Origin of the sequence: Streptomyces cacaoi (genome assembly GCF_006539165.1) — a bacterium.
Classification (GTDB): domain Bacteria; phylum Actinomycetota; class Actinomycetes; order Streptomycetales; family Streptomycetaceae; genus Streptomyces; species Streptomyces cacaoi.
Map to the genome: position 1 here is coordinate 315,856 of NZ_BJMM01000003.1, position 13,941 is coordinate 329,796.

Genomic DNA, 13,941 nt, shown 5'->3' on the forward strand with positions numbered 1-13,941 from the left:
GTGCCAGAAAGCCCCGGAAAACCCCTGGCCTGCGGATATTCGGCCTACTGGAATGCGCTAATGTGCGGGCCACAACAGGGAGGCAGGGGGCCATGGTCACCGACGTCAGCGTCAGTCAGCACTCGGATGTGCCGATCTATCGACAGATCGTCATGCAGCTCACGCTCATGATCGAAACCGGGCAACTGCGCGACGGCGAGCGGCTGCCCGGCTCCCGTCTGCTCGCGGACAATCTGCGCATCAACCGCAACACCGTGGCGCACGCCTACCGCGAACTGCGCGACCAGGGGCTCGTCGAGGCCCGGGGCCGCCACGGCATGGTCGTGGTCGGAGGCGAACGGGCCCGCTCGGCGTCCGCCGTCCGGGACCGGGCCCGCGCGATTCTGGAGACCGCCGTACGCGAGTGCGCCGGGCTCGGGCTGGCACCCGCCCGGATCCGGGAGCTGATCGCCGACCTCACGGCGGGAACGGCGGACGACTTCCCGAGGATCGCCTTCGTCGAGTGCAACGCCGACCGCGCCGCCTACTTCTCCGAGGAGCTGGCCGCCCATCTGGGCCTCCCCGTCGAGCCGCTCGTCCTCGGCGACTTCGAGCCGGCCGGGGTACACCCCGAGCTGGTCCTGACGACCTTCTTCCACCTGGCCGAGGTGCGCGGCCTGCTGCGCGGCCCCGCGACGGACGTGGTCGCGATCGTCGTCGCGCCGCACATCCAAACGCTGCTGCGGATCGCGCGGGTGCCGAAGAACCGCACGGTGGGGCTGTGGTACTCGACCGACGACCAGGCGGTGAGCATCCGCGACTCCCTCACCCAGGCCGGGGTCACCAACACCGAGGTGCTGCACGGGACGGCGGACGCGGACCTCGCCGGCGTCGACCTGGTGGTGGTGCCCAGCGAGACGCCCGAGCTGAAGCGGCGGCTCGCGGGCCGCGTCCCGGTGATCGAGTTCGGCAACGTCCTGGACGCCGCCTCGCTGCGGATGGTGGACGACCTCGTACGCGATCTGCGTGCCGCCCGGCCGCGCACCGCGCACCGGTAGCCCTTCCCGCCCCGGCCCGCCCCGGCCCGGCGCCTGCGGCCCGGCGTCCCGCCCGGTCACCGGACGGGACGGGGCCGCGTACGGCTCCCGGTCCACCGTCCGCCCGCCCGTGAGTTGTGCGCCTCCCGGCGGTGACCGACACTCGTCGGGAGATCGGACGGCAGACGGGGTCCGCCCCCGCGGGGGCGGCCGGGAGATCTGGGAGGCCGTATGACCCTGCCCTTCGGAAACTCCCTGGAGTCCCTGGTCACCGACGCCTTGGAGGGCTTCGCGCGGGCCCATCCGGACACGGTCGAGCATGTGCGCGAGCACGGCTTCCTCACGGCCCGGCACAGTGCTCCGGCGCGGCGGGTCGGCCTGGTGTCGGGCGGAGGGAGCGGGCACGAGCCGCTGCACGTGGGCTTCGTCGGCGCGGGCATGCTGGACGCCGCCTGCCCGGGCAGGATCTTCTCCTCGCCGCACAACCGGCAGGTCTTCGAGGCGTCCCGGGCCGTCGCCCGCGAGGACGGCGTCGTCCACCTGGTGAAGAACTACACGGGGGACCGGATCAACTTCGGTATCGCGGCGGAACGCCTGGCACACGAACAGCTGCCCTGCTCGACGGTGCTGATCGACGACGACGTGGCGTCCGACTCCGCCGAGATCGCCGCGGGCCGCCGCGGCACGGGCGCCACCGTCCTGGTGGAGAAGCTGCTCGGTGCCGCCGCCGACACCGGGCTCGGCCGGCAGGAGCTGGCCGAGCTGGGCGCCGACCTGGTGGGCCGCTCCCGCACGCTCTCGGTGGCCTCGGCGGCACACACCGCGCCGGCGACGGGGCTGCCCGCCTTCACGCTGCGCGAGGACGAGCTGGAGTACGGCGTGGGCATCCACGGGGAGCGCTCGGGCCGCACCGTGCAGCGCGGCACGGCCGACGAGCTGGTGCGGGAGATGACCGAGACGCTCGTCCGCGCGCTGGGGCTGCGCCGCGGGGCCTCCGTCGTCCTCCTGGTGAACGGGCTGGGCGCGGCGACCCGGCTGGAGCTGTACGCGGCGCTGCGGGATGTGACCCGGGTGCTCGACGCGCACGGGGTGGCCACCGAGCGGGCCCTGGCCGGCGACTACGTCACCGCGCTGGACATGCGCGGGTTCTCCGTGACCCTGCTGGAGGCGGACGGGGCCACGCTCGACCTGTACGACGCGCCGGCGCACACCCCGGCGTGGTCCCGGTGACCGGCAGACGGGAGACGGCCGTATGGACGACAGCGGATCCTTCGCCGAGCAGTGGATGCGACGGTTCGCCGCATCCGTGTCCGCGACCGAGCCCGAGCTGACGGCGCTCGACCAGGAAGCCGGGGACGGCGACTTCGGCACCAATCTCGACGCCGGCCTGAAGGCGGCGCTGAGCGCTCTGGAGCCGGCACCGGCGGGCGGCACCGCTGCCGGGGGTCTCGATGCCGCCGGTGCCACCGGCGGGGGCGGGAGCCCCGGGACCGCCGGAGGCTCCGGGGACGCCGGGAGTACCGGGGGCGCGAGGGACGCCGGGGAGGCCAGGGAGGCCAGGGAGGCCAGGGACGCCGGGGACGCCGGAGATGACGTCCCGGCGCTGCGGGCCGTCGCCACCGCGTTCCTCGACGAGGTCGGCGGCACGAGCGGTCCGCTGTTCGGGCTGCTGCTCCAGGATCTGGCGCAGGCCGCCGAGGAGGCCGGGCACCGGCTGACCGTCCCGGCGCTGGCGCGGGGCGCGCGGGCCGGGCTGGCGGCGATCCAGCGGGTCGGCGAGGCGGTTCCCGGGGACAAGACGCTCGTCGACGGGCTGGCCCCGGCATGTGAGGCGTTGGCCTCAGCCGAGGAATCCGTCGGCCCGGCGAACGCCCTCGCGGTCGCAGCGGACGCCGCCTGGCAGGGCGTCCGCAGCACCGCGGATCTGCGCGCCCGGCGCGGGCGGGCCAGCTATGTGGGCGAGCGCGCCTCCGGCGTCCCGGACCCGGGCGCGGTCGGGATCGGCCTGCTGTTCGCCTCCGCGGGCGGCACCGTCACGAGCCTGGCCCCGTATCTGGAGGCGTCCGGAAGCGGCGGCGGCCCGGGCGGCGGCTGAGCGCGGCCGTCGAGGAGCCGGCCGGGCCGCCGAGGCGGCGCGCACGCTCCCGACGAGGCGTCACAGGGAGCTGCCGGCGGTGAGCAGCTCCTCCAGGCCGATACGGCGGAAGAAGTCGGCGCGGACACGGTCGGCCACGGCGGAGACGACTTCGCTGCCGTCCCTGCTGGGGTCCACATGGGTGCGCAGCGGCCGGGTGCCGTGCTCCATCGCGACGAGCCGTGCGACGGCTTCGGCGACCTCGGCCACATCGGCGCCCGCGGGGACGAGCGCGGCCAGACGCTCGCTCAGCTCGTCCGCCGAGGGCCGGTGCCGCCGGTCGTAGGCCGCCGCACGGTCGGTGTCGGCGGGGGCGCCCGCGTGGGCGAAGTGGTGGGTGCCGGAGGTGAACGCCCCGGGCACCACGATCGCGGTGTCGATGCCGAACGGGAGCACCTCGGCCGCATAGCTGACGGCCAGGGCGTCCATCGCGGCCTTGGCGGCGAAGTACGGGCCCAGGAACGGCGGGCAGCCGCCGCGGGTGCTGGAGCTGCCGATCCAGAGCAGCAGCCCCGAGCCCTGCGCACGCAACGTCGGCAGGACCGCGCGGTTGACCCGCTGGGTGCCCAGGACGTTCACGTCGTACAGGTCCGCGAGCTGTGCGGTGGTGAACGCCTCGGCAGCGCCCAGGACCATGTGCCCGGCGTTGTGCACGACCACATCCAGCCGGCCGTGCTCGGCGAGGATCCGGTCGACCGCCGCGTCGACGGACTCCTGCGAGGTCACGTCCAGCTCGACGGCGTGCGCCTCGACCCGGTGCTCGGCGGCGTAGCGCGTCAGATCGGCCACCGCGGCCGCGTTCCGGGTCGCGGTCCGCCGCATGCCCGCGTACACCCGGTGCCCCGCACGGGCCAGCGCCCGCACGGACAGCGCACCGATACCGCTGGACGCCCCGGTGACCAGGACGACCTTCCCCGAACCGCCGCCCGTGCCGTCATCCGTCACGTCCACGTCGTTGCTCATGGCAGACCTTTCGTTGGCCGGTGGGTGCGGCGGCGGGCGGCCCGGACGGGTGCGCCGTCGGCGGGGACGGCCTGACCGCCGCCCGCGTCCCCGGCGGACCGGCCGCCGAAGGGCCGACGGCGCGCCGGGGCCCGCCGCGTCCCCCACGTTCGGCCGGTCCGCCGCCCCCCGGCCAGGGCTGCGCCGACCCTGGGGCCACCGCCCCCCCCGGCCCCCCCGGCTGCGCCCCCGGCTGCGCCCCCGGCTGCGCCCCCGGCTGCGCCCCCGGCTGCGCCCCCCGGCCGGGGCGGCGCGTCCCGATACCGGCCGTCACCTCACCCGGCGGCACCGGACGACACCGGGACGGCGCCGACCTACAGCGGACGGCGCCGACCGGCACCGTCGCGAACCTCCGGTGCCATGGATCGCCGGCGTCACGGCGTCACGGCCGGTGCCGCGGACCGTCGGTGCCGCGGCCCGCCGACGTCACGGACCGTCGGCGTCCGCGTCGTCGCCCGACGTGCCGGCCGCCGCGTCCCGGCGGCGTGCGGTCCGTGCCGCGCGGCCGTTGCTGCCCGGCCGTTGCCTCGGCATCCGGTCACCCGCCCAGCCGCGCACGCTCGGTTCGGCCAGCGAGGACACCCACAGGTCCGCCAGGGAGGCCGCCTCGGCGCTGGGGGAGGGGCCGACGCCGAGTACCCGCAGCCCGGCGCCGACGGCGGACCTGATGCCGGCCTCCGAGTCCTCGACGGCCAGCGCCTCGGCGGGCGCCACCCCGCACAGCCGCGCCGCGGTGAGATACGGGTCCGGGTGCGGCTTGGGCCTGACCCCGTCGCCGGGAACGACGATGTGCTCGAAGCAGTCGAGCAGGTCCGCCGTGCGCAGACAGGACTCGACGATCTCGAACGGGCAGTTGCTGGCGACGGTGAGCGGTGCGAACCTCCCCACGCCGTGGACCAGTTCGACCGCGCCCGGCATGGTCACCGGGTCCTCCGACACCAGCTGGGTGAAGTGGGCGAGGAGCCGCTCGGTCATCTCGGCGGTCAGGTCCGGACGTCCCGCCTCGTCGGCCATGAGCCGCGCGCACTCGGTGTAGTGCATGCCCTTCGCCCGTTCCGCGAAGCCCGGGCCGGCGGCGAGCCCGAACTCCTCCAGGACGAGGGAGCGCGCGTCCTGCCAGTGCCGCTCCGTGTCCATGAGTGTGCCGTCGCAGTCGAAAACCACGGCCGCCGGAGTCCAGGAAAGAATGCCGGGTGCTGCCATGTCGCTCTCCGTTCCGGAAGAACCCGCTGATGCCTGTGCCGAAATGTGGGCGCACGAGGGCGCCACACTGGGGGATAAAAGAGCCGCCCGAGGAGCGATCGGCGTTCTACGGAATGCATCCGGACGCTTCTGTGTACTCGCTCTGGGCGGTAACTCGATAAACGTCGCAGAGGTGTCAGTAACTCGTCAAGGCGCCTGTGGGCAGGGTTATTGTGTGCTTATTGAAAACAGCGGAGACCGGCGCTATGGCCGTACCGGTCGGCGGAAAAACGCGGTAAACCCGGCGCGCCAACGGCCCGAGCGCCGGAACTCCGTCCGCTTCTCCGCGCCGAGCAGCAGCTCAGCCCCGGTCCGCAGGGTGGGCCCGGAGTCTTCCGCGAGAGGTGAATACCCCTCGGCCCGCCTGATGCGTCATCAGTTCACCGGTCCTTCGCCGGGCTTTGTCGGTCCGCTTGCCCGGCGCCCGCGCAGACCGGTCGTGCGCCGGGCGTACGCAAATTCGGAAAGCGTACCAACCGCGTGATTCGCGAAGGGGTCCTGCCACGTGTGCGGAATCTTTTTCGTACACCCGGGATCGCCGGGAATCGGGATCGGGTTCGCGTACAAGAGACGCGGTCGGATGGTGCGGGGACGGCCGGGTCGGTATGCGTCCGATGAGAACGGGTCCCCCTGCTGAATTCACCGAGCGGGGCGATCACTGCCGCAACGCCTCGGCCCCGCTCCGCGTGGGGAGCGGGGCCGAGGCGGGGCGCCCCGCCGGTTCAGCCGCCGGACCCGCTGCCGTCGCCGGACCCGGTTCCGCCGCTCTCCTCGGTGGTCTCGCCCTCCTGCTCCTGCCGGGCCTCCTCCTCCGCCCGCCAGTCCTGACGCCGGCGCTCCCCGCGGCTGAACGCCGCCCCACGCACCGCCTCCTCGTCCGCCAGGCCGGAGCCCAGCGCGCCGACGACGGTGCCCAGGCAGGAGGCGAGCCAGGCGACGGTGACGACATCGACCGGACCGACCGAGTGCTTCAGGGTCTTGGCCAGATACGCGGGCGGAATGATCACCAGCGCGGCCAGGAACGTGGCCGTGAACAGCAGTACGAACATGATGACCACGCCGCAGGAGACGGTCGCCACGGTGGCGGCGTTGTACAGCGCGGTGAAAGCGCGCAGCCCCGCGTTCTGGGGCCGCTCCCACAGATTGTGGGCCAGCACCAGCCAGGCGATCATGGCGACGACGGCGAGCAGGCTGACCGCCAGCAGCCGGCCGGTGCTGAACGCGTCCGCCAACTGCCAGATGCTGGAGTAGAAGACCCCGAAGGCCGCGCCGGCCGTCGAACCGGCCAGCGCGGGCGACAGCGACGGCACCAGCCGCCACGGCCGGTTCGTCCGCACCATCCCGGCGAGCAGCCGGAGCTTCCCCCGCCACCCCGGCAGCGTGAAGTGCAGACCCTGGCCCTCCAGCTGGACGTTGGCGTCCACCGCGCGCTGCGCCCCGCCCTCCTCGGAGGACTCCCGCGCCTCCCGCTCGTCGATCACCCGGCAGCGGGAGGGGGCGGTACCGCCCGCCGCCCCCTCCCGGCCCTTCCGCGCCGTCCCGTCCGTGGCGCCGGTGCCGCCCGTGTCGTCGGCGAGGTGGTCGACGACGAGGTGGACGAGCATCTCCCGGGTACGCCGGCGGACCGCGACGGCCCCCATCGCGACGAGCGAGACCAGGCCCACCCGGTGCTCCGGCGCGCAGTCGGCGAGGACCGGAAGGTGGTCGGCACGGCGTGGCAGCTCCGTCAGCACCACGACCGCCTCCCAGTCGCGGCCGTTGCGCTCCCGCCGTCCGATGTCCAGCAGCGGAACGGTGCCGCTGGAGTCCAGCGGCAGTGTGCGGCGGACGACCTCGACCCGCCACGAGCCGCCCCCGGCCTCCCCGTTCTCCCCGGTCTCCCCGGCCTCCTGAGAACTCCCGGCGTCTTCTCCGTGCCGGGTGCCCGCCGCCTCCCGGGACCTCTTCGCGTTCCGCGCCGACTCCAGTGCGCGGGGCAGTTCGGAGGCCAGGCTGTCCGCCAGCCGTTCCGCGGGGCCCGGTTCGGCGATCACGCCCAGCACCCGCTCCCGGTGCTCGTCCTGCCGCGTACCGCGGTCCCGGGACGTCTTCTCGTCAGCCACCCTGCGATTCCTCACCTTCGTCGGCCGGTGCACACGACGGCGCGGGCGTCCGGCACGGGGCCGCGGGGGCGGGCCGTGCGGGACGCCGCGGGTGCGGACGCCGCCTCGGCCGGGCGCGTCCACTCCGGTCAGTGAACGCCATCGAGGCGGTGCGGGACCGGTGGGCGGCGGCCGTGTCGGGACGCCGCCCACCGTGCTGCCGGGCGAGCCGGGCTACTGGCTGTTGACGGCGCGCAGCACGTTCAGCCGGGCCGCGCGCCGGGCCGGCCAGATCGCGGCCAGCACACCGATCGCCAGGCCGAGCAGCAGGAACAGGCCGAGCCGGCCCCAGGGCAGCACCGTCTCGTACGTGGAGAGCGAGGCCCCGGCGAGGCTGCCGCACGCCCAGGCCAGGAAGGTGCCGGTGCCGATGCCCAGGACGGCGCCGAACAGCGAGATCACCACCGACTCCAGGCGCACCATCCGCCGGACGCCCTTGTCGTCGAGGCCGATCGCCCGCAGCAGCCCCACCTCGCGGGTGCGCTCGAAGACGGACATGGCCAGGGTGTTGACGACGCCGAGCACCGCGATGACGACGGCCATGCCGAGCAGCCCGTACATCATGTTGAGCATCGTGTCGATCTCGCCGGACTCCGCCTTGGTCAACTGCTCCTTGTTCTGCACCCGGAGGAGCGGGCTGTTGCCGAGTGCCGTGCGGATGTCCCGTTCCAGGGTGCTCGGGTCGGTGCCGGGCGCCGCCTTGACCAGCAGGCTGTCGAACTTCCCGCCTTCGGCGTGGGGCAGGACGTCGGCCGTGGTGGCCACGGCGTCCTCGACGGCGTGGGTCTGCCGGTAGACGCCGACGACGGTGAGTTCTCTGCGGTCGTCGTCGAAGCCGAGCGTGCCCCGGAAGGTGTCGCCCGTGGACAGGCCGGTCCTGCGGGCGAGTTCGTCGGACAGCGCGATCTTGCCCGGGCCGAGGGCGTCGAGCGATCCGGCGCTGAAGTGCAGAGCGGTGACGTGGCCGAGCTGCCGGGGGTCCGCGCCGGTGACCGTGGTGTCCGCGCCGCGCGCCGTCAGTGGTGCGGTGGCCACCGGTGTCGCGTCCGCGACGCCCGGCACCTCGGCGACCTTCCTGCCGAGCGCCGGTTCGATGCCGTCGTAGCCCGCGTTGGACACCTGGTAGTCCGCGGTCAGACCGCTCACCGCCTCCCGTTCGAGGGCGGTCCTGACGGAGTTGCCGGCCACGGTCATGCCCGTGATCAGGGTGAGCCCGATCATCAGGGCCGAGGCGGTGGCGGCGGTGCGGCGCGGGTTGCGCAGCGCGTTCTCCCGGGCGAGCTTGCCGCTCACACCGAAGAGCCGGGTGGTGAGCGCGCCCGCGAGCGTGATCAGCGGACGGGACAGCAGCGGCGCCAGGACGATCAGGCCCGTCATGGTGAGCACCGCGCCGCACATGGCGATCATGAGGTTGGTCTCGGCGCCGTCGTCCAGCGTGGAGACGTACAGCATGATCAGGACACCGGGGACGGCGAGAAGGCCGCCGACGCTGTTGCGCAGCACCATGCCCCGCCTCGGCGGCGCCTGGTCGACGCTGCCGAGCGCCTCGACCGGGGCGATCTTCGCCGCCTTGCGGGACGGCAGCCAGGCCGCGAGCACGGTCACACCGACGCCGACCGCGAGGGACCAGGCCACGGTGCTCGGGGAGATCACCAGGGGCCCGTCCGGCAGGCCCGCGCCTCCCACGTCGAGCAGCGGCCGCAGCACCGCGGCGATACCGAGCCCGAGCGCGAACCCGGCCGCCGAGGCGATCAGCCCGAGGATCCCCGCCTCGGCCAGGACCGCGCGGACGACCTGGCGGCGTGCGGCACCCACCGCACGCAGCAGCGCCGTCTCCCGGCTGCGCTGTGCGATGAGCATGGTGAAGGTGTTGGCGATGAGGAAGACACCGACGAACAGTGCGATCCCGGCGAAGACGAGCAGCAGCCTGGTGAGCCACGCGGTGCTCTTGACGATCTGCTCGGCCTGTTCGTCGGCGAGCCGGGTGCCGCTGGTGACGGTGATGCCGTCGTCGGGCAGCAGCGCGCGGACCCGGTGGGTGAGCCGCTCCTCGTCGGTGCCGGGCGCCGAGGCGACGGTCACCTCGTCGAACCGGTCCGGCGCGAGGAAGAGGCGCTGTGCGGTCGCCGTGTCGAAGAGCGCGAGGGTGCCGCCGGCGGTCACCCGGGGGTCGTCCGTCTCGACGGTGCCGACCAGCTTCTTGGTGAGGGCCGGCCCGTCGGTGGCGAAGCGGACGGTGTCGCCGATGTGGTAGCCGGCCTCTTCGGCCGTACGGCGGTCCAGCGCCATCTCACCGGCGGCGGACGGGCCGCGCCCGGACACCAGGGGGAAGCGGCTGTCCCGCTCGCCGTGCGGGCTGTCCGGCGTGTAGTTGGTCGCGAGGTTCTGCCAGCTGTTGTCGGCGTTCAGCGGGCGGCCGTCCTCGGCGGCCAGGGTCGCGGTGCCCTTGACGCCGGGGTGCACGGCCCTGACTCCGGGCACCGACCGGATCTCGTCGACGAGCTTGCCGGTCAGCGCCGTGGTCCGGCCCTCGTCCGCCGCCTCGTCGGACACCGGCCGCGGTTCGGCCTGTACGGAGACGGCGACGTCGCGGAGGTTCTCGGCGGAGGCCCCGCGGAGGGCCTGGCCGACGCTGTCGCCGAAGACGAGCGTGCCGGAGACGAAGGCGACGCCGAGCATGACGGCGAGGACGGTCATGAGCAGTCGTGCGGTGTGCGCGAAGACGTTGCGCAGGGCTGTACGCAGCATGGAGATCCCGGTTCGGGTGCGGTGGTGGCGGAAGGTCGGCGCGGCAGGCGGCCGGTCAGCCGGTGCGGGCGCCGGCGTCGAAGCGCCGCATCCGCTCCAGCACGTCCTCGGGGGCGGGCGCGTGCAGCTCGTCGGTGATCCGGCCGTCGGCCAGGAAGACGACGCGGTCGGCACGGGCGGCGGCGACCGGGTCGTGGGTGACCATCACGACGGTGTGGCCCAACTCCCGTACGGACTCCCGCAGAAAGCCGAGGATCTCCGAGCCGGAGCGGGAGTCCAGATTGCCGGTCGGCTCGTCCGCGAAGACGATCTCCGGCCGGGACACGAGAGCGCGGGCCACGGCGACCCGCTGCTGCTGTCCGCCGGAGAGCTGTGCGGGACGGTGGCGCAGCCGCGCGGACAGGCCGACGGTCGCCACCACCGTCTCCAGCCACCGCTCGTCCGGCCTGCGGCCCGCGAGGGCCAGGGGCAGCGTGATGTTCTCCAGGGCCGTCAGCGTGGGCAGCAGATGGAACGACTGGAAGACGAAGCCGACGCTGTCCCGGCGCAGCCGGGTGAGCTGCCGGTCGGTCAGTCCGGACAGCTCCCTCTCCCCGATCCGGGCCGAGCCGGCGGAGACGGTGTCGAGGCCCGCCATGCAGTGCATCAGCGTCGACTTGCCGGAACCGGACGGCCCCATGATCGCCGTGAAGCGGCCGCGCGCGAACTCCACCGAGACCGAGTCCAGGGCGACGACCCGGGTCTCTCCCGCCCCGTAGATCTTGCTCAACCCCTCGGCGCGGGCGGCGGGTCCGGCCGGGGAACGGCCGGGAGCGGATACGGCTGCCTGCATCGGCATGACGGCTCCAGAGGTACGGAGAAGGCGGTGTGACTGCCTGTCATCCTCGGTGCGCCGTCGTCGCGAACCGTCGGCCCCAGGGCGTGGATCGGGCACCTGTCGAAGGTCGGGCCCGGCGCTCCCGCTCGTTCTCGGGGCAGACGGCCGGCCTCTGCCGTCCGGCAGAGGCGCGCCCCGGGGACGCCGTCCGAGCGGGGCACGAGCGGGGCATCGGGTCGCGGCGTCAACGGGCAGTACGGCGGCGGCGGTTACCGCCTCGCGGCAGTACGCCCGATCGGCCGCACCGGCGGCACGGCGGCACGGCGGCGGTGCACCGGAGCAGCACGCGCCGGCACGCCCACCCGGATCAGGCCAGCAGCCCCGTCCGGTAGGCCAGCACCGCCGCCTGCACCCGGCTGTCCGTGCCCGTCTTCTCCAGGATCGCGCTGACATGGGTCTTCACCGTGCCGACGCCGATGCCCAGCCGGTCGCCGATGTCGCCGTTGGCGAGCCCCTGGCCGAGCAGGGTGAGGACGTCGCGCTCCCGGCCGGTCAGCTCCGCCAGCCGCTGCCCGTCCTCGGGAGCTGCCGCCGCGCCACCGGCCGGTGCGCCGGCGCCGCCGTCCAGCATGCGTTCGATGACGGTGCCGGTGACGCCGGGGGAGAGGACGGCGTCGCCCGTGGCGGCGGACCGTACCGCGCTGATCAGCTCCTGGGGGCCCTCGTCCTTGAGGAGGAAGCCGGTGGCGCCGCGGCGCAGCGCACGGGTCACGTTCTCCTCGTCGCCGAACGTGGTGAGCATGACGACCTGCGGACGGGGCCGCAGCCGGAGCAGCCGCTCGATCGCCGCGAGCCCGTCGAGCACCGGCATCCGGATGTCGATCAGCGCCACGTCCGGGAGCGTCTCCGCCGCGACCGCCGCGGCCTCCTCGCCGTTCGCGGCCTCGCCGACCACCTCGATGCCCTCCGCGTGGCGCAGGATCAGCCGGACCCCGTGCCGGATCATCTCCTCGTCGTCGGCGAGGAGGACCCGGATCGGGCGGTGGTCGGAGGAGGACGGCTCGGACGGCTCGGACGGCTCGCTCATGGGGACTCCCACGGTGGCGCGTTGGACACCACCGGCACGGTGAAACGGTCGATCGTGGCCAGCACTTGGCCACGGAAACAGTATCGGGTGAGCGTCAGACGACCGGGCCGGTCCTCCGGCGGCCGGGCGGCGGACCCGGTGTCGGCGCGGTCCCTCCTCGCGCTCCGCGGGCGGAAGTCGTCCATCTCCGTCGGTGGGTACATGCAGCTGGTGACCGACTTGGAGCGCGGCGGCTCGTGCCCCGTCGCCGCGGCCCGCACCCCGTCGTCGGGCAGCGTGTACTCCAGCACCTTTTCGCGGGCCATCCCGACCCGCGGCTTCTCGGGCCCGGGCCGGTCCGGCTGCGGGGCCGCCTCGCTGACGAGCAGCAGCCCGAGTGCCGCCAGCACGCCCACCCCCGCCAGACCGAGGAAGCCGGTGAGCGCGTCCGCCACGCGCCGCTGGACCCGGGCGGCCGCCCGGCCGGGCTCCGGCTCCGAGGGGGACGCGGCCGCCGGGTCGCCCGGACCGGCCGCTCCAGCGCCCGGGTCCGGCTGCGCCGGTATGTGCGCCGTCACCGCGAAGCCGCCGGCGGGTGTCGGCTCCGCCTCCAGCGTCCCGCCGAGCAGCGTCACCCGCTCCCGCAGCCCGACGAGGCCGCGCCCCGAGCCGAGCCCGGTCGCCGCCGGTCCGTCGGGCGGCGCCCCGTTGCGTACGCGCACGTCCACCCGGTCGCCGGTGTGGGTGACGGCCACCGTCACCCGCGCCCCGGCGGCGTACCGGTGCACATTGGTCAGGGCCTCGCGTACCACGCGGTGCACGGCCCGGCGCACCTGGGCCGGGCGGTCGTCCAGGTCCGGGCCGTCCCAGGCCAGTTCGACCGGGACGCCGCCGCGCCGGGACTCCTCGGCCAGCGCCTCGATGTCGGAGCGGGTGCCCGTGGTGTCGGTCAGCGCGCCCGTCCCGGTGTCCTGCCCCAACGGGCCGAGGACGCCGAGCACTTCGCGCAGCTCCCGCATGGCGTCCCCGGTGGCCCGCCGTACCAGGGCCGCCTCGTCGCGCAGTTCGGGCGACTCCTTCTCCAGCGCCATCTCCAGACCGCCGGTGTGCAGCGAGATCAGGCTGAGCCGGTGGCCGACGAGGTCGTGCATCTCGGCGGCGATCCGGGACCGCTCGTGCATCCGGGACTCGCTCTCCGCGAGCCGCCGGGCCGTCTCGGCGGCGGCGGCGCGTTCCCGCAACGCCCGCAGCAGCCGCTCCTGCTGTCCCCGCGAGGTGCCGACGAGCCCCGGCACCACCAGCGTGGTGGCCGCGAGCACGGTACCGAGCGCGAACCCGAGGGAGTGGCCGCCCAGCCCGACGGACGGGGCGAGGGCGACGGAGACCAGCACCGTGGCCGCGGCCGAGCCGGACAGCACGGCGGTCCTGCGCCGCGGGGCCGTGAGCTGCCGGGCCGCCGTGTAGGCGGCCGCCGCGGCCGGCAGCCCGGCGGCGGGCAGCAGTCCCAGGACGACCGCGAGGCCCAGCAGGCTGACGACGGGGAAGCGACGGCGTACGGCGAGCAGGGCGAGGGTGACGGCGCCGAGGGGCAGCAGCGCCAGGTCGGGCGGCGGATCGCCCAGTCCGTGGACGAGTTGCTGGGTGAGCAGCATCAGCAGGCCGCCGCCGAGCACTTCCGCGAGCGCGCGCCACAGTCCTCGGCCCTGCTCGCCGGATGCCGTGAAGGGGCTACGGGAGCTGGTGATCATCGCTCAATTGTGCGGCCTGGCGGTGGC

10 protein-coding genes are annotated in these 13,941 nt (G+C 74.5%); 3 read left to right on the forward strand and 7 right to left on the reverse strand.

What is annotated here, in order from left to right; translation table 11 throughout:
* Nucleotides 1-92: 92 nt before the first annotated feature.
* The 3 genes from SCA03_RS04720 (at nucleotide 93) to SCA03_RS04730 (ending at nucleotide 3,111) form a co-directional block, all read left to right on the forward strand.
* Entirely contained in the window at nucleotides 93-1,037 is a 945-nt protein-coding gene (locus SCA03_RS04720; protein ID WP_030885056.1) for a GntR family transcriptional regulator, read from the forward strand.
* Nucleotides 1,038-1,247: 210 nt separating this feature from the next.
* The gene (locus tag SCA03_RS04725) at nucleotides 1,248-2,246 is read left to right on the forward strand and encodes a dihydroxyacetone kinase subunit DhaK (RefSeq protein ID WP_030885059.1); all 999 of its coding nucleotides are present in this window, start codon (nucleotides 1,248-1,250) and stop codon (nucleotides 2,244-2,246) included.
* Nucleotides 2,247-2,268: 22 nt separating this feature from the next.
* Nucleotides 2,269-3,111 (forward strand): DAK2 domain-containing protein, encoded by an 843-nt coding sequence (locus SCA03_RS04730; protein ID WP_086814859.1) that lies wholly within the window; start codon nucleotides 2,269-2,271, stop codon nucleotides 3,109-3,111.
* A 60-nt stretch (nucleotides 3,112-3,171) separates the two neighbouring features.
* Here the strand turns inward: SCA03_RS04730 and SCA03_RS04735 are convergent, their stop codons facing one another.
* From SCA03_RS04735 to SCA03_RS04770, 7 genes are all read right to left on the reverse strand, one after another.
* The gene (locus tag SCA03_RS04735; protein WP_086814860.1) at nucleotides 3,172-4,113 is read right to left on the reverse strand and encodes an SDR family oxidoreductase; all 942 of its coding nucleotides are present in this window, start codon (nucleotides 4,111-4,113) and stop codon (nucleotides 3,172-3,174) included.
* A gap of 465 nt (nucleotides 4,114-4,578) precedes the next feature.
* On the reverse strand, nucleotides 4,579-5,355 hold the full coding sequence (locus tag SCA03_RS04745; protein WP_063764586.1) for an HAD family hydrolase: 777 nt from the start codon (nucleotides 5,353-5,355) through the stop codon (nucleotides 4,579-4,581).
* Between the two features lie 761 nt (nucleotides 5,356-6,116).
* Nucleotides 6,117-7,496, reverse strand: a complete 1,380-nt coding sequence (locus tag SCA03_RS04750; protein ID WP_174864479.1) for a hypothetical protein — start codon at nucleotides 7,494-7,496, stop codon at nucleotides 6,117-6,119.
* Between the two features lie 213 nt (nucleotides 7,497-7,709).
* Nucleotides 7,710-10,283, reverse strand: coding sequence for an ABC transporter permease (locus SCA03_RS04755; RefSeq protein WP_141275218.1), 2,574 nt, complete (start codon nucleotides 10,281-10,283; stop codon nucleotides 7,710-7,712).
* 55 nt (nucleotides 10,284-10,338) lie between these two features.
* Nucleotides 10,339-11,121 (reverse strand): ABC transporter ATP-binding protein, encoded by a 783-nt coding sequence (locus SCA03_RS04760; protein WP_030878394.1) that lies wholly within the window; start codon nucleotides 11,119-11,121, stop codon nucleotides 10,339-10,341.
* Nucleotides 11,122-11,467: 346 nt separating this feature from the next.
* Nucleotides 11,468-12,187 carry a response regulator gene (locus SCA03_RS04765; protein WP_030885078.1) on the reverse strand — a complete coding sequence of 240 codons (720 nt, stop codon included), beginning with the start codon at nucleotides 12,185-12,187 and terminating at the stop codon, nucleotides 11,468-11,470.
* Complete coding sequence (locus SCA03_RS04770) at nucleotides 12,184-13,914, reverse strand: sensor histidine kinase (protein ID WP_141275219.1); 1,731 nt, start codon at nucleotides 13,912-13,914, stop codon at nucleotides 12,184-12,186. The genes SCA03_RS04765 and SCA03_RS04770 overlap by 4 nt, the downstream gene beginning before the upstream one ends.
* Between the last annotated feature and the right edge of the window lie 27 nt (nucleotides 13,915-13,941).

Bases quoted from the DNA above. Each gene is read 5' to 3' on its own strand.
- SCA03_RS04770 (WP_141275219.1), bottom strand. From the start codon at position 13,914: ATGATCACCAGCTCCCGTAGCCCCTTCACGGCATCCGGCGAGCAGGGC.
- SCA03_RS04765 (WP_030885078.1), bottom strand. From the start codon at position 12,187: ATGAGCGAGCCGTCCGAGCCGTCCGAGCCGTCCTCCTCCGACCACCGC.
- SCA03_RS04745 (WP_063764586.1), bottom strand. From the start codon at position 5,355: ATGGCAGCACCCGGCATTCTTTCCTGGACTCCGGCGGCCGTGGTTTTC.
- SCA03_RS04755 (WP_141275218.1), bottom strand. From the start codon at position 10,283: ATGCTGCGTACAGCCCTGCGCAACGTCTTCGCGCACACCGCACGACTG.
- SCA03_RS04725 (WP_030885059.1), top strand. From the start codon at position 1,248: ATGACCCTGCCCTTCGGAAACTCCCTGGAGTCCCTGGTCACCGACGCC.
- SCA03_RS04720 (WP_030885056.1), top strand. From the start codon at position 93: ATGGTCACCGACGTCAGCGTCAGTCAGCACTCGGATGTGCCGATCTAT.
- SCA03_RS04730 (WP_086814859.1), top strand. From the start codon at position 2,269: ATGGACGACAGCGGATCCTTCGCCGAGCAGTGGATGCGACGGTTCGCC.
- SCA03_RS04735 (WP_086814860.1), bottom strand. From the start codon at position 4,113: ATGAGCAACGACGTGGACGTGACGGATGACGGCACGGGCGGCGGTTCG.
- SCA03_RS04760 (WP_030878394.1), bottom strand. From the start codon at position 11,121: ATGCCGATGCAGGCAGCCGTATCCGCTCCCGGCCGTTCCCCGGCCGGA.